Below are 17,118 nucleotides of genomic sequence, written 5' to 3'. Positions count from 1 at the left end.
AGCCGGCCCTCAAACTACTCTTGCGGTATTCAAGTCACAAAGGCGCCACCACACGGCGGAACAAAGGGATCTAAGCTTACTTCGCATCCTCATACTCTTCATTCCAAGCCGCCTGGATCGCCTCCAGAATCCCTTCATTCGACTTAGCCGGATCACCCACAAATCCCGGAAGCCCCGTCACATATTTATGCAGATCCGTGAATCGCACCGAATACGGCTCAATCTCCGGATACTTCTCCTGCAACTGAATCCCAATCTCTTCCGCGTCCGTCCAATCAAACTCAACCGCCATAACATCCCCCGATAAAATAGCTTTGAGCAGCAAAAATCGCCGCCACACCAAAGACTACAAGAAAACCTGCGACAGTTTTATGACGCACAACCGCCAAACCCCTCCAACACCGTGGTCCGCCTCGCTCCTACGCCGCGACCTGAACGCCCGCGCCCAACACCTCGCCATCAACAGCGGCCTCCCGCACGACCAGACCACCGGCACCGAACCCAGCATCCTCTTCGGCCATGAAGAGCAAGCCAAGCAGTCCCGCCACGGCAACTTCCATCCCGCCAGCTACGCTGCCATCTGTGCCAACCCCGCCTGGTCCCGTCGCCTCACCAAAGCCCACACCGCCCACCGCCGCGTTCGCGCAACAGCCGACTGGCAATGGATGGAGCTCGACTGCGCCAACAGCTCCGACGCTCTCCTGATGAACATCTTCTGCCACCCCGCCGTCTTCTCCAACTGCCACCTCAACCCCGCCGTCGCGAATCTTCTGGGCGTCCCCTCAGACACTCAACCCAACTTCGGCGTTCACCCCGGCGTTCCGCTGAAGAGATTTCCGGCTCGCAGAAACAAAACAACGCGCCCCACTAAACAACAAGCAATTTCATCCGCACTCTTCAGCGACATCAGTCTCTCCGCGCCCTCATCGCAAATCGAAGAAGAGCATCATCTCAAAGACCGCACCGAGATCGACCTCCAGCTAGGCGCTCTCTTCATCGAAGCCAAGCTCACCGAATCCAACTTCCAGACCGCAAGCCCACGCCTCATCGAGCGCTACCGTGATCTCGAAACCATCTTCGCCGTCGAGCGCCTGCCCAGCAAAATTATGACGACACCAACGCAACCGTCGGCAGAGGATTTCTCCGACCTCGAAGAGCCGTCGCCCAACCTACTCCCACCCACAGTCTCTGCGCGTTCCCGCACCGTCATTCAGGGCTACCAGCTCATTCGCAACGTCCTCGCCGCCTTCGCCTCCGACGCTTCCTTCTGCGTCCTCTGCGACGCCCGCCGCCGCGACCTCATCGCGATCTGGTACTCCATCCTCTCCGCCGTCCACTACCCCAGCTTCGCCTGGCGCCTGAAGCTCCTAACCTGGCAGGAACTGACATCCTCCCTCCCTGAAGACCTGCAACAGTTCCTCGAAGCAAAATACGGAATCCTCCCCGCGTAGCCATCATCGCTCTCACGGCCTCACCGATACAATTGGAGTCCATGCCAGCCGATCCATCCGAGCTGCGAGACTTTGCAGCGCGTTATACCGACGCCTGGTGCAGCCAGGATGCCGCAAGCGTCGCTGCCTTCTTTGCAGCGAACGGCTCACTCCGCATCAACGACGGCGCGCCTGCAGTCGGAAGAACCGCAATCGCGGAAGTAGCTCAATCCTTCATGGTCGCTTTCCCCGATCTGCGCATCGTCATGGACGACCTAAGCATCCAGGACGACCAAGTCATCTACCACTGGACTCTCACAGGAAACAACACAGGCCCCGGAGGCACCGGGCAGCCGGTTCGCATCAGCGGCTCCGAGACCTGGCAGATCGACTCCGATGAACTCATTGCTTCCTCGCAAGGCCGCTTCGACAGCGCCGAATACAACCGTCAATTGGACCCGCGATCCCATAAGCCACGGTAACGAGAGACCGTCAGGAAATCCTAAGCACCAGGTCCATGCGAAGGCTTACCTTCCTGCACATAATTCCTGTTCCACTTCGGAATCTCCACCACATACGTTCCCGGCTTTTCAATCACCGCCTGGCATCCCAGCCGCGAGTTCAGCTGAATATCCGCCGCCGTCTCCATCCGGTCCAGCTCCAGATCCTCCGCCTCGCTAATCCCCTGCGCGCCTTCCTTCACATGAAGATGGCACGTCGTACAAGCACAAACTCCACCGCACGCATGATCCAGAAAGATGTCATAGTTCTCCGCCACATCCAGAAACGACATCGGCAGGCCATGTCCTTCATACGGCAGCGTATCGAACGGGAACTCCACCGTTCTGCCCTCAGGTAAAAATGTCACGCGAACCATCCCCTCGCCCGCAGGCTTCGACAGATCCACAGCTTCAGCAACCTTCTTCGTCTCACTCATTGTTCAGTCTTCCGTCGACTCTCCGGCCGTAGCCTCATCATGAATTGATTCTTCAATCTTCTTCGCCTCAGCATCAGCGTCTATACGCGAGCTGCTCACCTGCGCCTTCGCAAAGGGATGCGGAGCCGTAGGCCCCTCTCCTATGCTCTCACCTGCAGCCTCCATCGTCTTGCCCTGCATCGCGCCCGAGACCGCGGTATCCATCATCAACTCCGCAAATCGCCGCGTCGCCGTATCCAGCCGCTCGATCCCGTTGCGAATCACCTTGTACTCGCCGCCCTGCACTGCAGCCTCCAGGAACGAAACCTCCGTTGCAATCTTCTCTATCTCCACGCTCGTCAGCATCTGCCACGCAGCATGACCCTTCCCTTTCTTCACCGCAGTCAGAATCGTCTCAGCCTCATTCTTCGCCTCGATCGTCTGCCGCTCCTGGATATCGGTCTCCGCGTTATCGAACGAATCCAGAATCATCGTCTCCACCTGCTCATCGGTGAGCCCATAAGTTGGCTTCACCTCAACCTCAGCCTCTTTTCCACTCCTCTGCTCGCGCGCACTCACATGCAGAATTCCATTCGCATCGATCAGAAACTTCACCTCGATACGCGGCAGCCCCGCCACCATCGGCGGAATCCCCTTCAGATCAAACCGCGCCAGTGACCTGCAATCCTTCGCCAACTCCCGCTCCCCCTGCACCACATGGATCGCAACATTCGTCTGCCCATCCACGCCCGTCGTAAAGTGCTCCGTCGCGCTCGCCGGAATCGTCGAGTTCCGTTGAATAATCTTCGCCACCACACCGCCCAGCGCCTCAATCCCAAGCGACAACGGCGTCACATCCAGCAGCAACAGATCCTCAAGCCCCGATCCCGACACAGCCCCGCCCGCCAGAATCTGCGCCTGCACCGCCGCCCCCAGCGCCACCACCTCATCCGGATTCAACTCCGTATGCGGCTTCTTCCCCCGCGCCTTCATCTCAAACAGATCATCCACCAGCGACCGCACCGCAGGAATCCGCGTAGACCCACCCACCAGTACAACCTCATCAATCTGCGCCGCACTCAATCCCGCATCTTTCAGCGCCTGCTTGCAAGGCCCCGCCGTCCGCGCAATCACGCCGGCAATCAAACCTTCAAACTGCTCCCGCGAGATCTGCCGCAGATACCTCTTCCCATCCGGCAGCTCAACATTCAACGTCGCGTTGTCCGCAATCGACAGCAGAATCTTCGCATCGATCACAGCCTTACGAATCGCCTGCACCACCTCGCCGTTCCCGCGAACATCCACACCCAGATCCCCGGCAATATCATCCAGCGCAATCGCAATCATCAGGTTGTCGATATCGTCGCCACCCAGGTGCGTATCCCCACCCGTCGCGACCACCTCAAAGATCCCCTCATGCAGCTTCAGAATCGATACATCGAACGTCCCGCCACCAAAGTCATACACCGCAATCAGTCCATCTTTGTTCTTATCCAATCCATAAGCCAGCGCCGCCGCAGTAGGCTCATTCACCAGCCGCAGCACCTCAAGCCCCGCAATCCGCCCCGCATCCTTCGTGGCCTGCCGTTGCGCATCGTTGAAGTAAGCCGGAACCGTAATCACTGCCTTCGTCACCGGCCCGCCAAAAAATCTCTCAGCATTCTTCTTTAACTGCTGCAGCACATAGGCCGAGATCTCCGGCGGCGTCAGCATCAATCCGCCCACGCTCACCTTCAACACCTCACCCGGCCGCAACCCCTCCGCCAGCTTGAACGGAAACAGCTTCAACTCCCCCTGCACATCCTCGATATCTCTTCCCATCAATCGTTTAGCCGAGTACACCGCGCTCGCCGAGTCCGCCATCAGCGTCCCCCGCGCCGCATTCCCCACCACCACACCACTATCGGTCCACGCCACCACCGACGGCACCAGGCGTTCACCGTCCTCGCCGGGAATCACCACCGGCGTACCACGCTCCATAAACGCCACCAGGGAGTTCGTCGTACCCAAATCAATCCCTACAACCCGCTCATCCGCCATCGCTTCAAATCCCCTATTAGTCCATCTTCTATTGTCCTACATCGCCACACGCATTGCGGTTAGGGTCTTTAGATGCGCTCGTTGTCCTGCCGGACGGGCCCGCTGCGCGCGGAGCGCCCACTTCGTGGGGTGTTCACCTTGGGGCGGCAAATGATCCTCCCGTTGGTCGGAATCAAAATTTCAGCCGACCAACGGGAGGCCCTATGCAGCTAACCCACCCAGACCGGTAGACACGTCACGAAGTGACCGCCCCACGCGCAGTGGGCCCGTCCGGAGGACAACCGTCTCCCCTCTGAGATACCATCAGGCAAACCGAGGCGACCCATGCTCTATCTCGAGCACACTCCTCATCCCGCCCTCTCTCCTTTCATCAAAGCCCTCTGGTACGCTCGCGACCCTCACGCCACCCACCGCCACGAGCGCGTTCTCCCCACCGGCAGAGCCCAAATCGTCCTCTCGCTCGCCCGCGACTACCTCACCGACGCCAACAATCCAATCAATCCCCTCGACCACTCCCCCGCTGGCATCTTCCTCGGCATCTACTCTCGCTACCAGCAGATCGACGCCATCGACTTCACTGAGCTCATCGGCGTTGTCTTCCACCCCGGCGGTACTCCCGCTTTCTTCCCCGAAGACGCCTCCGTCTTCACCAACTGCGAGACCGCTCTCGACGACCTCTGGGGCCGCGCCTGCCACAACCTCCGCAACGATCTCCGCGAAGCCCCCACCCCCGAACAAAAGTTCGCACTCCTCGAATTCGCCCTCCTCACCCGCCTCTCTCTCAGCAAACATCAGCGCCGCGACCCCATCCTCGACTACGCCCTCACCCACCTCCACACCGCCCCCGGCACCACCACCATCGCAGAGCTCACCCGCACCACCGGCCTCAGCCCCCGCCGTCTCTCCGAGCGCTTCAATCAACAAGTCGGCATCTCCCCCAAGCTCTACTGCCGCATCCAGCGCTTCCAGCAAGCCATCCAGCAGATGCATCGCGGCGCCGACGTCCGCTGGGCCGAACTAGCCCTCACCTGCGGCTACTACGACCAATCCCACTTCGCCAACGACTTCCGCGCCTTCTCCGGCCTCAGCGCCACCGACTACTCCACCACCAACCGCATCTGGGCCAACCACATCCCCCTCGATTAGCGCAGTTCACCTGCAGGCCGTGTAAGAGGAAGTTTCAAAAGACGCGGAGCTTTCTAAAAAGGAATTAAAAAAAGGAGTTTGCAGCAGATCGCCAGCCCTTGCAATGACTCGTCATCTCGACCGAAGCAACGAACAGTTTTATCGTTCGTTGCGCAGTGGAGAGACCCCCGTATTTCGTCTCCGCTCCCCACCATCCAACGCAAAACAGCTTTAGCACCCCTTTTCAACCTGGGCCAAGCTCCTCCCCTTCAAACCGCGCCGAAAGAACACCACATCCGCAATCGGATTCTCGTTATACCGCTCCACCCGCACGAATCCCATCTCCTCATACAGCCGATTCGCCTCCGGCATCGCAGCCGGAACCGTATCCAAATACATTGCCCCAAACCCAGCTCCCTCCGCCCACGCGATCGCCTCCTTCACGAGCCGCCGTCCCAGCCCGTCCCCGCGAAACGCGCCATCCACCCAGAGCCGCTTCATCTCACATCCCCTCTGTTCGCCTCGCAAAAGACGCAGAGCCACACAGCCCGCCGCCGTCCCATCGACCACCGCCAGCAACAGAACCAAATAAGCTCCCGGCAGCCCCTCCAACTCCTGCCCATACCCCTCAAGACAGATATTCGCCGCACCCGCAGGATTCGCCGCCAGATACTCTCCATACGCCTGCATCAGCCGTCGCACCGCGGCAATATCTTCAACCCCAACCGCCTCTCGCACCACAATCTCCGCCATAACTCCAGTAGCCTACCACCCATCGGATTGTTCCCCGCCTCACCTGAAAGCAGGAAATCAAACCACAAAAAATCTCTCCGCATCGCCGAATTTTCCAAGACCACTCCTCCGCTCCCATGGCATCCTTCCAACCATGAACACTCCAATCAACACCGCCGGATCCACCATCATCCCCAGCCTCCGCTACCGCGACGCGCTCGCCGCCATCGACTGGCTCGTCGCCGCCTTCGGCTTCAAAAAGCAAGCCGTCTTCGTAGCCCCCGACAACAAAACCGTCCAGCACGCCCAGCTCACCTTCGGCAACGGCATGATCATGCTCGGCTCCGTCGACAACGGCGGCGAAGCCGGCAAGTTCATGGTCCAGCCCGATGAGATCGGCTTCCGCGAAACCCAGGGCGCTTACCTCGTAGTCCCCGACGCCGACGCTGTTTACTCCACCGCAAAGGCTGCCGGAGCCGAGATGGTCCTCGACATTCGCGACATGGACTACGGTGGCCGCCACTTCTCCTGCCGCGACCTCGAAGGCCACACGTGGGGCATCGGCACCTACGACCCCTGGCAACCCGAATCAAGCGCCAAATCCTCCTGAAGCGGTCCTCCTCCGACCAACGAGAGGCCCCAGCACCTTCGTCGTGCGCAGACCGGTACACACGTCACGAAGTGACCGCTCCGCGCGCAGCGGGCCCGTCCGGCAGGACAGCCTCCCAAACCAACTAGCCTCCACCCCACCCACCCGTGATACCGTCTCCAGATGGAATTAAACCCCTACGCAAAGTACCTTGACGGCCGCGACCCCATCCCTGTCCTCACCAGCACCGCCGAGCGCCTCCACAACCTCACCGCCCACCTCACCGGCGCGCAGGTCAACACACCACCTGCCCCCGGCAAATGGAGCATCTGCAACATCATCACCCACCTCGCCGACACCGAGATGGTCTTCGCCTTCCGCCTCCGTCAGACCCTCGCCGCCGCACCCGATCAACCCCACCACATCATCCAGCCCTTCGACCAGGACGCCTGGTCCCAGCGCTACGCCGTCTACCACATCGAACCCGCACTCGCCCTCTTCCAGGCCACGCGCAACTGGAACCTCCTCTTTCTCGCCACCGTCTCCGAAGACGACCGCCACCGCACCGCCACCCACCCCGAGCGCGGCACCATGACCCTCTGGACCATCGTCGAGACCATGGCCGGCCACGACATCAACCACATCCAGCAACTGGAGCGCCTCACCGCACGCGGTAACTAAACCTGCATCCCCTGCATCACTTTTCAAGGTGGAGTTCGCCACCGCGAGTTCGGCCACCGACTACAACATTATGCCGCCACTCGATTGGTTGCCTGTGGGTGAATCGGTGATATGTGCCGACTGACCGCCCTGAATTGCGGGGCCTAGCTGGACTCTACGCTCCGTCTCAGCGGTCTTGTTTGACGCGGTCTCGGTCTAAGGCTCGGATACAGCGACCGCGAGTGTAACGGTTTCGTCTGCGAGAAAGACGATCGTTCCCTCTATATTAAACGACGAGCCTATGCCGCTAGCCGCAGGCCATTGAGTAACCTGAAATGAGAGGCTGTACGAAGAACTCATCACTGATCCATAACTGACTACGAGATCCTGCGGCTTTACGGATATGCCTTCAGCGATCTCCACGGCCGGGTGCACAACTCCTTGTCCGTTGATCCGACTCAGCTCAATTTGAACCAGTCCTGCTACCGACGCATCCAATTTGTCTGCGTTGACGTAGAACCCGAGGATGCAGAAAGGTCCTCCGCTGGATGTCAGGGTAAATGCTGTGTTAGTCGGAGTTGAGCCCGCGGGTGCGGCCGCAATCGCAATTGATCCGAAAGTTTGCGTTGAGAGTCTCATCGCCATTTCGCCACCCCCTACGATAGTTCCAGAATAAGAGTACAGCCTCGAAGAAATGTTGTGCTTTGGTCCGAGCAATTAGTCCGAGCAACTAAAGGTTCTGCCACCGACTTCAACGTTATGCCGCCACTCGATTGGTTGCCGGGTGAGTGTTCAAAATCTCATCCGCGCCGAAGGGCGTGCGCGGGAGATTCGAACTTGGAGAACTTCGACGCCAGGTTTTGGATCGTCGTTCGATGAGCGACTTGCCCGGCTCGCGATCGTAAGGCGTAAGATTCTGGTTGCACCCTGAGGTGCCTGCGGGTTCAACCAAACGACAGCGATGGGAAGGAGATATCCGTGATAAGGAAAAGTCTTCTATCGTTCAGCATTGCAGCAATGGTGATTTTGACTGGACTCTGTTGCAGTCAAAGTTCGGCGCAGACCCCGTCTGACAACTCTACCCAGAGCGCTACGGATCAGAATATCGATTTATTAAGGAAGGATGTTCGGTTACAGAAGAGGCAGATCATCGCTTCAAATCTTCAGCTGACTGATCAAGAGGCGGTGAAATTCTGGCCGCTGTATGACCAGTACACTGCCGATCTGGTGAGGATCAACGATGCGAAGTATGCGGCGCTCAAAGAGTTCGCGTCCAGCTACTCTACCTTGACCGACGATCAGGCAATGGGACTGGTACGCAAGATGCTTGGCGTCGATCAATCGGTTGCGGAGTTACGGCTGAGATACACTTCGCTCTTCAACAACGTGATACCAGGAAGGAAAACCGCGGTGTTTTTCCAGTTGGATCGGCGGCTGGTGATGTTGATTGACCTGCAGCTGGCTTCGCAGATTCCGATGATCCTGCTCTCTGGCGGAAATCCCAGACAATAGTGCAGAGGCCTTTAGTTTCCAAGCTGCCACTTCTCAGACCCCGGCACTTTGCAGGCCTCGCCACACTTCGGACAGCCGCTCTTCTTGGCGTCGATGTTGACGACGTCGCGGACAGGGATAACGGCGCCACAGTTGGTGCAGGTCTCAGTGTAGGTGTGCTGCGGTCCTTTGGTGGCCATGCGTCGCAAATAGCACCCCGACTATCAAGCGAAGTTGCCGCTAACCCCGTTTTGCTGAAAGTCCGCTCTGGTCATCGTCGACCAGGTCCAAAATGGAACTAATACTTGTGTGGAGGTTGCTTCGGCCCTTCTACGAAATCTCTTAGCGTGTAGAGTCGAACTATTCACTTGGCTCAATCCGAAACAGACGCAAGTTGATTTCGAAGGAAACGATGACCGAAGAGGTAAACAATCATTTCACACTGGAGCAGCTTCGCCGCTTCTACTCCGAGGAACTCCGCATAGTTGCCGGTCTCGAATCGCCTGATTTGGTGTCTGCATTCGCTCGGGTTCCAAGAGAACGGTACCTTGGAGCGCCGCCTTGGAAGTTCTCGTCCGGTACCTCTGTAAAGCACTCCAGTTATCGCACCACGAGTAGCGTATGCGACGTCTATCATGATGTGTTTGTGGCTCTTGAAAGCAAGAAGTTTCTCAACAATGGCCAGCCCAGCATAATCGCACGCCTAATAGCCGCGCTCAAACTGAGCCCGGGTAAGCGCGCCTTTCACTGCGGTTGCGGAACGGGTTACTATACCGCGATTATGGCCGAAGTGGTCGGATCCAGAGGCTCAGTGGTTGCCGCTGAAATCGATTCCACTCTCGCCGAAATTGCCGTCACAAATTTGATGGATTACGACCATGTGAAGGTGCTGAACAGGGATGGAGCTGATGTCGATCCTGTTCCTTGTGATGCAATCCTCATCAACGCGGGAGTTACCCACCCGCACCCTGCTTGGCTCGATTGTCTGAGCGAAGGCGGGGTCTTAGTGTTACCCCTTTCCGTAGGAAGACAACTCAGTGTGAATGACGCCATGGTTCTCGGAATCACGCGGCGACACAATCAATTTGCCGCTGAGATTCTGTCGATCATTACCATCTACTCCAGTCCAAGCATGCGCGATCCCATTTTGCAATCGATGCTGAACGATAGCTTTGAATCGCACGCGATGCTGCGCCTGAAGTCTGTCCGGAAGGACCATCATGACAGAACCGATACCTGCATTGTGCATGCACCCGGATTCTGCCTGAGCGCTGTGACCATATGAACGACTAAAGGGATACCTTCTTGTGCCGATTAGCGGCTGTAGAGGTGTTTTCACTATGAGTATTGCCGCTATCAGTTCCTCTGTCCCCGTGCTGCCTCAGGCAGAGGTGCAGAAGGCTTCCACTCCTGTACCGGCCCAATCAACTTCCGCTCCAACCGACACTGTTTCGATCAGCGCTAATGGTCACCAATCCGCAAGCGCGGGCGATGCCGACCACGACGGTGACAGTCACTAAATACAAGGCTGAATTACCCACTAAGGCCCCCATCGTCCGCCCCGAACGGTTGATGGTGCAGGTCATCTTTTTCGCACGCTGCCATCGCATAGCTTCAAGTCGTGCCTGCAAAGTCAGCTTTTGAGCAAGTTCCCAAAAACCAGGTCCGACTTTCGAGACTCGATCTGGATTGGCAGTCCAGATCACGCCGGTTTACGTGGCGAGATGGGAGTGTAGTGGGTGGCGGGATAATTGTTTATTGGGTATGCCGCTAGTGGCGAGAAGTCATAGAACAACACCGTCGGACCGTGTCCTGGGGTCGGCACCCAACGGTCGGGACATCTCTCGTCGCAGCAAGCAGCAACTGATCAAATCTGCAGGCCGCCCACCTGGCCTCGAAGCCTCGATGAAGGAACTCTTCACGATTGTTTATCCGTCCTCGATGAGGCGGCGATAAAACTCTCAGACGAGAAGACCGCCCCGCGTGTAGGGAAGAATCGCTGAATGAGGCAATCGTGCAGCGCTGAGTCCAGGTCGGCGCAACAGTCGCCGATAACCGCAACACGGTAATCGGCGTCGGAAGCCTCGACAAGAGTGGAAAGGACGACGCCACTGGTCGCAATGCCGTAAAGAACCAACGTATCGATCTCGTTAGCGCGAAGAATCATAGCGAGATCAGTGCCGGCAAAGGCGCTGACTCGGTGCTTGGTGATAACAATCTCATCGTCTTGCGGCGCGATCGTATCCGGGATCGCTCCAAGCGGTTCCCGGAATAGCCGCTGATGTTGCTCCGAGGATTTAATGGCGCCGAAGAGTGCATTCCGCGAACAGATCTCGGGGAGTCCCGGTCGAAAACCCACCTGGATGTGGATTACGGTCATGCCGGCAGCACGTGCATGATTGAGAACACTCGCGACTCGATCCAGAAAAGCGTCTTTGCCCTCTCGGGTATAGATGGAAACGAGACCGGCTTGACAATCCATGCTCAGGACGGCCGTGTGGGCCGGATCAATCGTGAATGTGTCAGCCATATCAGACTCCCTTCGGCACAGAGGCCGCCGGTCAAAGATTGTAGTTTAGAGCGACGTTACTCCCTTCAATCACACCGTAAGAGGGCGATCCTCGCCGCATTGGACAAAGTTTGCCTGTCGAGTGTCCCCGCCACCCTTCCATCGCCCAGCCCAAACCTTGTCAAGCCCCGAAACATGAAAACCCCCCGTCAATCCAGCACATTCGCGTGGCGTATTAGTTACGTGGACTCCGCTATAATGAATACAGAAGATTAGAGAAGCCTCGGCCACCCGCCGGGGCTTTTCTTCTTAAAACACCGCGAACCGAACGACGTTTCGTCTTCCTCGTGGCTAAGTCCAATGACTGGACGTATTTAGCCGTAAGCCTTTTGGAATGAATAATTTGCCAAAATCAGTTTTCAGCAAGTTATTCATAATAAGATACTTACACGCAAGATCTAGTGGGGGGGGTACCCCCTGGGAAAGGAGTGAACAATGCAGACCCATCACAGCCCGGACTCAACCCCGTGCTCCACAGGCATCGGTATCTCGAGGCGCTCACTGAAACCGACCTGACCGAGTGCGAAAAGATCCCACTCTCGCCACCATCGACGACTTCATCTTGGCCGGGCCCTTCGCGAAGCCGCGACGGACATAGCCATCAACTTCGAGTGCGCGCGTACCACCACCTCAAAAGTGGGGCCTTCTTAGCATCCCAACAGGTCTATACGGATCGAACGACCCGAACTAGATTACTTCCTAGGAGGGCAAACACTATGAACACGAGTCACCTCATCGAAGAGCCAGACGAAACAACCGACGCCATGCGTTCCCAGGCCAGAGTGTTTGGTCTGCATCAGCTGATCGGAGAGCTTCTCATGAAGAACCAACTCCTCAGAGAACGTTTGCACAATCAGGAGTTGCCGTTCTCCGGACTAATCGCCGACTAGTCCACGCACCCGACTCCCAGAGAGCTACAGGCCCAGCGCCTCATTGACATCCCGCACCAGGTTCCGCAAGTAGCTCCGCTTGTTCAGCAGTACCACCATCGCATCCTTGGCCCGAGTCTTCGCCGCCTCATCCCCGGCGTCCACCCCGAAGTCCCAAACCGACCACAGCTCCTCCAACTCCGCCTGCGTCTCCACCATCTTCGCGTCGAAGGTGTCCTTCGCTGTCATCAGATCGCGCCGCAACTCCGGCTCATCCTCGCCCATCTGGTTGGCCGCCCGCATCTCCTGCAACTGCATGTTCAGCTCGAAGACTTCTTCCAGCAACTCAGGAGGAACAATCTGCTTCTTCTGCTCGCCCGATGCCCGCGCCGCATCAGTCGCCGCCTTCGACTGCTCCTCCAACTCCACACCCTCAAGCGTCAGCAGATACTGCGTCCGCGAGATCGGGTCTTTCAGAGTCCGGTAAGCATCGTTCAGCAGCGAACTCTGCGCCAGCGCCGCCTCCTGCTCCGCCACCGGCTTCGAAGCAAACCGATCCGGGTGCAGCTTGCGGCTCAGCACATAAAACCGCTTCTCCAACGCCACAACATCCAGCGCCAGCTTCCGCGGAAGGTCGAAGAAGGAAAAATAATCCATCTACGCCGTAAAGCTCGACCCGCACCCACAGCTCTTGGTCGAATTCGGATTGATGAAGTTGAACCCCTGACGCATCAGTGTCTCTTCAAAGTCCAGCACCATCCCGTGCAGATAAATAAAGCTCTTCGGATCGACAAAGATCCGTATCGCCGCACCGTCCGTAGGATCGCCGGCAGTCGCCAGCCCCTCACCGAACGAATACACACGATCCCGCTCCCGAGGCTGCGTATCGAAGCGAATGTTGTAGCTCAAGCCCGAGCAGCCGCCACCCTGAATTCCGACCCGCAACCCGCCCTGCTCCGGCGACACACCTTCCTTGCCCATCGCAACGCGAATCCGCTTCAGCGCCTTTTCAGTAATCTGAATGCCCTTCTGGCCCGGCTCCTGCCCCTGCGCCGTCAGCACATTCATCCCCGCCAGCGGATTCTTCGCCTGGCCGGATGCAGCAGCCTGCTGGGCCGCCTCCATCTCCGCCGCGGTCTGTAGTGTCACCATCGCCATATCGCCGTCCTTGCTGCTACTCACTACCAACAGAACACGGTAGCGACGCGACTGAAAAATGCGCCGCTACCGTGCTTTCAATCCTGTACCGCCGCCCAGAGTTTAGTGAGCGACAGCAACCGATGCCGTCTCAGCAACCTTGTTCTTCTTCTTCCAGTCGCCGATCGCCGCGCGGATCGCGTCTTCCGCCAGCACCGAGCAGTGAATCTTCACCGGAGGAAGCGCAAGCTCCTTCACAATGTCCGTGTTCGAGATCGCCAGCGCCTCGTCGATCGTCTTGCCCTTCACCCACTCCGTCGCGAGCGAGGAAGAAGCAATCGCCGAACCGCAGCCGAAGGTCTTGAACTTGGCATCTTCGATCACGTTCGTCTCGGGATTCACGCGAATCTGCAGACGCATCACGTCCCCGCACTCCGGCGCGCCTACCAGCCCGGTGCCAACCTCGGCAGCGGTCTTGTCCAGCGTGCCAACGTTTCGTGGATGATTGTAGTGGTCTACTACCTTATCGCTATATGCCATCTTGTTCTCCTGTCTCTCACTTATTCCAAATTCCAAAACTCTAAACTGTGAATGCCGCCAGACTAGTGCGCAGCCCATTCGATCTTCGTTAGGTCAATGCCTTCCTTCACCATCTCATAGAGCGGCGAAAGCTCTCGCAGCTTCGAAACCACATTGATCACCTTGTCCGAAACATAGTCGACTTCAGCCTTCGTATTGAACCGGCCAAAACCAAACCGGATCGAACTGTGCGCCACATCGTCGCCCAAACCCAAAGCCTTCAATACATAAGATGGCTCAAGTGTCGCCGAGGTGCAGGCCGAGCCCGAAGAAACTGCAATATCGTTGATTCCCATTAAAAGACTCTCGCCCTCGACGTAGACAAAGCTCATATTCAGGTTCCCCGGCAGATGATGGTCCATGTTGCCGTTCACGTGTACATAGTCCAGTGCCTTCTCGAACTTGGCCTTCATGTAGTCGCGCAGTTCCTTCTCGCGCTTCGCCTCGGCCTCCATCTCCTGGCCGGCAATCTCACAAGCCGCGCCCAGCCCGACGATACCCGGCACATTGAGCGTACCTGACCGCATTCCCCGTTCATGGCCGCCACCATTGATCTGTTCCGAGATTTGCACTCGAGGATTGCGACGACGAACGTACAGCGCGCCAACACCCTTCGGCCCATAGATCTTATGTCCCGAAAGCGAGAGCACATCGATATTGTCCTTCTGCACATCCACCGGAATCTTGCCCACAGCCTGTACCGCGTCGGTGTGGAAGATCACGCCCTTCTCATGGCACAGCTTGCCGATCTCAGCGATGGGCTGAATCACGCCAATCTCGTTGTTCGCGTACATGATCGAAACCAGGATCGTCTTGTCGTCGATCGCACGCTTCAGATCCTCCAAATCGATCAGACCATCCGCCTGCACCGGCAGGTAGGTCACGCGATAGCCCTGCTTCTCGAGCTTCTTGCACGTATCTAGAACAGCCTTGTGCTCGGTCACCTGCGTCACAATGTGGTTGCCGCGCTCGCGATACATCTCGGCGATTCCCTTAAGGGCAAGGTTGTTCGACTCAGTCGCACCACTGGTGAAGATAATCTCCTTCGCGGTCGCGCCAATCAACTTGGCGATTTGCTCACGAGCCTTTTCAACGGCCTGCTCCGCCTCCCAGCCAAACACATGGTTGCGGCTCGCTGCGTTACCAAACACCTTGCCAAAGTATGGCAGCATCGCATCCAAAACCCGCGGGTCCATCGGTGTCGTCGCGTGGTTGTCCATGTAGATCGGCAGCGTAACGCCGGCCGGCAATGGTGCTGAGGACTCACTGATCACTACGCCGTTGTTGCTCATCTCGTTGCTCATCGTATCTCCCAAACTCGTGTCTCTAACTCTTCTACTAATCTCAAACTCTGCGCGCCGTCAGTCAGCCGTGGCTAAACCGCAATGCTTACCAGACCCCCGCCCACCGGGGCGCCCGATCCAACTTGTTCCGCATCCCCGGCTTCGATCAGGTCAGAGATACGTAGTCCATTCAGCAGATCCTTGATGCTGTCGTTCACCTTGCGCAATGGTTCTTTGATGGTGCAATGCCCTGCCAGGTCGCAGGTTCCGTGAATCGTAATGCAACTTGTAATGAAAAGCGGCCCATCGATCGCCCGGATCACCTCAAACGCCGTGATCTCCATTGCGCTTCGCGACAGTGCATAGCCGCCGTTAGTTCCTGCGTGCGAAACGAGAAGTCCAGCCTTCGCTAAAGTCTGTAGAATCTTCGCCAACAGCTGAGGAGGAATGTGATAAGCCTCAGCAATATCCTTTGCGCTGTGCGCACTGCCGTCTGTCTGCTCCGCCAGATACTTCAGAGCCATCAGACCATAATCGGCTTTTTTGGTCAGACGCAGCATGTCGGCTTTGAGCTCCCGCTCCCTGAAAATTGACGCAAATCAGACAATTCCAGTCCTAGATAGTGTACGTCCAAAATTCGGTGCGTGCAACAGGGAGGCAGAGCCCTCGATATTCAGACTCTATCCAAAATTTATCATCAGACAAAGTCCAGAATCCAGGTTGACAAGGGGTCTGCGGACGCGCAAAATCCATACCATTCACATTTTTTCTCCCCAAATGACTGCCATCTGCAAACATCCCATTGTCAAAATAGTCGCCCGCGAGGAAGACGCTGAATTTGTTGAGTGTCAAAAGTGCGGAGAAGTCTTCGATTCGGCCGAGTACAGCGATATCGCCATCGAAGAAAAGACCGCCCTAGCCGAGATCCCTTCCGACGACTAAACGACGGTCTGCTCCGGCGGAGAACTCATTCTGCGAAGCACAATCCATGCATATTGCGCTGCAGAGAGCGGTGCCAGCACAGCGATCGCGCGCACCAGAATATCCCGCAGCGTCGCAAGTTGTTGCGACACAAACAGCTTCTGACATATCACCGCAATCAAAGCAACGATCTGCACAAACGTGTTCAGCTTTCCAAATACGCTGGGCCTGAAGTCCCGCAGCGTTCCCGTCACAAACAGCAGCGTTGCTATCAACAGAATTCCCACATCGCGACTGAAGACCAGAACCGTTACGTACAGCGGAATCAGCCCAACATGCGTCAGCACCACAAAGAGCGAACTCAACAGGAGCTTATCAGCAATCGGGTCGAGATACTGTCCCAGCGTAGTCTTCTGACTAAGCCACCGCGCCAGTAAACCATCCAACGCATCGCTGATCCCCGCAAGCATGAACAACCCAAACGCGACGCCGTAGTGCCCATCCAGAATCTCAATCAAAAGGAAGGGGATAATAAAGAGCCGCATCAGCGTAAGCAGGTTCGGTGCGGCGCGAAATTGGCTCAGGAAGGGCACGTTGCGGGGTCAATCCATCCTATCCCAACCCCGCGAAGGTTGCCCCAACGCAGATCTCCGTTTAGACTGGGAAGACGCACAGGCGCGTAGCTCAGTTGGTTAGAGCGCTACCTTGACACGGTAGAGGTCAGGAGTTCGAGTCTCCTCGTGCCTACCATCCCTTCCAAAATCCAGCCCCTCGCAC

At 57.3% G+C, this 17,118-nt stretch carries 20 protein-coding genes and 1 tRNA gene; 9 read left to right on the top strand and 12 right to left on the bottom strand.

The annotated features are described in order from the left end of the window. Window positions 1-76 precede the first annotated feature (76 nt). Complete coding sequence (iscX, locus tag HDF12_RS03340) at window positions 77-292, bottom strand: Fe-S cluster assembly protein IscX (protein ID WP_179581207.1); 216 nt, start codon at window positions 290-292, stop codon at window positions 77-79. 22 nt (window positions 293-314) lie between these two features. Between iscX and HDF12_RS03335 the strand changes: the two genes are divergently transcribed. Both HDF12_RS03335 and HDF12_RS03330 read left to right on the top strand, forming a co-directional pair. Further along, on the top strand, window positions 315-1,451 hold the full coding sequence (locus HDF12_RS03335) for a PGN_0703 family putative restriction endonuclease (protein ID WP_179581206.1): 1,137 nt from the start codon (window positions 315-317) through the stop codon (window positions 1,449-1,451). Between the two features lie 41 nt (window positions 1,452-1,492). Further along, window positions 1,493-1,912, top strand: coding sequence for a nuclear transport factor 2 family protein (locus HDF12_RS03330; protein ID WP_179581205.1), 420 nt, complete (start codon window positions 1,493-1,495; stop codon window positions 1,910-1,912). A 20-nt stretch (window positions 1,913-1,932) separates the two neighbouring features. Here HDF12_RS03330 and HDF12_RS03325 read toward each other — a convergent pair whose 3' ends face one another. Together HDF12_RS03325 and hscA are read right to left on the bottom strand one after the other, a co-directional pair. Then, complete coding sequence (locus HDF12_RS03325; RefSeq protein ID WP_179581204.1) at window positions 1,933-2,367, bottom strand: 2Fe-2S iron-sulfur cluster-binding protein; 435 nt, start codon at window positions 2,365-2,367, stop codon at window positions 1,933-1,935. A 3-nt stretch (window positions 2,368-2,370) separates the two neighbouring features. Next, window positions 2,371-4,386: a Fe-S protein assembly chaperone HscA gene (gene hscA / locus HDF12_RS03320; protein WP_179581203.1), complete on the bottom strand. Its 2,016-nt coding sequence runs from the start codon at window positions 4,384-4,386 to the stop codon at window positions 2,371-2,373. 324 nt (window positions 4,387-4,710) lie between these two features. On the opposite strand from hscA, the gene HDF12_RS03315 reads away from it, so the two are divergent. After that, complete coding sequence (locus HDF12_RS03315) at window positions 4,711-5,532, top strand: helix-turn-helix domain-containing protein (protein ID WP_179581202.1); 822 nt, start codon at window positions 4,711-4,713, stop codon at window positions 5,530-5,532. A gap of 210 nt (window positions 5,533-5,742) precedes the next feature. On the opposite strand, the gene HDF12_RS03310 is transcribed toward HDF12_RS03315, so the two are convergent. After that, a complete protein-coding gene (locus HDF12_RS03310; RefSeq protein ID WP_179581201.1) occupies window positions 5,743-6,264 on the bottom strand; it encodes a GNAT family N-acetyltransferase in 522 nt (173 codons plus the stop codon). Window positions 6,265-6,397: 133 nt separating this feature from the next. Between HDF12_RS03310 and HDF12_RS03305 the strand changes: the two genes are divergently transcribed. The 3 genes from HDF12_RS03305 to HDF12_RS03295 all read left to right on the top strand — a co-directional run bounded on the left by HDF12_RS03305 (window position 6,398) and on the right by HDF12_RS03295 (window position 9,004). After that, a complete protein-coding gene (locus tag HDF12_RS03305) occupies window positions 6,398-6,853 on the top strand; it encodes a VOC family protein (RefSeq protein WP_179581200.1) in 456 nt (151 codons plus the stop codon). A 162-nt stretch (window positions 6,854-7,015) separates the two neighbouring features. After that, complete coding sequence (locus HDF12_RS03300; protein WP_179581199.1) at window positions 7,016-7,513, top strand: DinB family protein; 498 nt, start codon at window positions 7,016-7,018, stop codon at window positions 7,511-7,513. A gap of 957 nt (window positions 7,514-8,470) precedes the next feature. Continuing rightward, window positions 8,471-9,004 (top strand): hypothetical protein, encoded by a 534-nt coding sequence (locus HDF12_RS03295; protein ID WP_179581198.1) that lies wholly within the window; start codon window positions 8,471-8,473, stop codon window positions 9,002-9,004. Window positions 9,005-9,015: 11 nt separating this feature from the next. On the opposite strand, the gene HDF12_RS03290 is transcribed toward HDF12_RS03295, so the two are convergent. Next, window positions 9,016-9,183 (bottom strand): hypothetical protein, encoded by a 168-nt coding sequence (locus tag HDF12_RS03290; protein WP_179581197.1) that lies wholly within the window; start codon window positions 9,181-9,183, stop codon window positions 9,016-9,018. A gap of 212 nt (window positions 9,184-9,395) precedes the next feature. Here HDF12_RS03290 and HDF12_RS03285 point away from each other — a divergent pair, with 212 nt between their 5' ends. Beyond that, window positions 9,396-10,268: a protein-L-isoaspartate O-methyltransferase family protein gene (locus tag HDF12_RS03285; protein WP_179581196.1), complete on the top strand. Its 873-nt coding sequence runs from the start codon at window positions 9,396-9,398 to the stop codon at window positions 10,266-10,268. A 633-nt stretch (window positions 10,269-10,901) separates the two neighbouring features. On the opposite strand, the gene HDF12_RS03280 is transcribed toward HDF12_RS03285, so the two are convergent. Beyond that, the gene (locus HDF12_RS03280) at window positions 10,902-11,513 is read right to left on the bottom strand and encodes a cysteine hydrolase family protein (protein ID WP_179581195.1); all 612 of its coding nucleotides are present in this window, start codon (window positions 11,511-11,513) and stop codon (window positions 10,902-10,904) included. Between the two features lie 755 nt (window positions 11,514-12,268). Here HDF12_RS03280 and HDF12_RS03275 point away from each other — a divergent pair. Continuing rightward, the gene (locus HDF12_RS03275; RefSeq protein ID WP_179581194.1) at window positions 12,269-12,442 is read left to right on the top strand and encodes a hypothetical protein; all 174 of its coding nucleotides are present in this window, start codon (window positions 12,269-12,271) and stop codon (window positions 12,440-12,442) included. A gap of 24 nt (window positions 12,443-12,466) precedes the next feature. On the opposite strand, the gene hscB is transcribed toward HDF12_RS03275, so the two are convergent. From hscB to HDF12_RS03245, 6 genes are all read right to left on the bottom strand, one after another. Further along, window positions 12,467-13,078, bottom strand: a complete 612-nt coding sequence (gene hscB, locus HDF12_RS03270) for a Fe-S protein assembly co-chaperone HscB (RefSeq protein ID WP_179581193.1) — start codon at window positions 13,076-13,078, stop codon at window positions 12,467-12,469. Beyond that, window positions 13,079-13,579: a HesB/IscA family protein gene (locus HDF12_RS03265; protein WP_179581192.1), complete on the bottom strand. Its 501-nt coding sequence runs from the start codon at window positions 13,577-13,579 to the stop codon at window positions 13,079-13,081. 102 nt (window positions 13,580-13,681) lie between these two features. Beyond that, window positions 13,682-14,098, bottom strand: coding sequence for a Fe-S cluster assembly scaffold IscU (gene iscU, locus HDF12_RS03260; RefSeq protein WP_179581191.1), 417 nt, complete (start codon window positions 14,096-14,098; stop codon window positions 13,682-13,684). A 62-nt stretch (window positions 14,099-14,160) separates the two neighbouring features. Then, on the bottom strand, window positions 14,161-15,441 hold the full coding sequence (locus HDF12_RS03255; protein ID WP_306457992.1) for an IscS subfamily cysteine desulfurase: 1,281 nt from the start codon (window positions 15,439-15,441) through the stop codon (window positions 14,161-14,163). Window positions 15,442-15,512: 71 nt separating this feature from the next. After that, window positions 15,513-15,980, bottom strand: a complete 468-nt coding sequence (locus HDF12_RS03250; RefSeq protein WP_179581190.1) for an RrF2 family transcriptional regulator — start codon at window positions 15,978-15,980, stop codon at window positions 15,513-15,515. Window positions 15,981-16,358: 378 nt separating this feature from the next. Continuing rightward, entirely contained in the window at window positions 16,359-16,934 is a 576-nt protein-coding gene (locus tag HDF12_RS03245; protein ID WP_179581189.1) for a CDP-alcohol phosphatidyltransferase family protein, read from the bottom strand. 80 nt (window positions 16,935-17,014) lie between these two features. On the opposite strand from HDF12_RS03245, the gene HDF12_RS03240 reads away from it, so the two are divergent. Further along, a tRNA-Val gene (locus HDF12_RS03240) sits at window positions 17,015-17,091 on the top strand. Window positions 17,092-17,118 lie beyond the last annotated feature (27 nt).

The organism is Tunturiibacter gelidiferens (assembly GCF_013410115.1).
Lineage (GTDB): Bacteria > Acidobacteriota > Terriglobia > Terriglobales > Acidobacteriaceae > Edaphobacter > Edaphobacter gelidiferens.
This window is presented reverse-complemented; position numbering and strand designations above follow the sequence as displayed.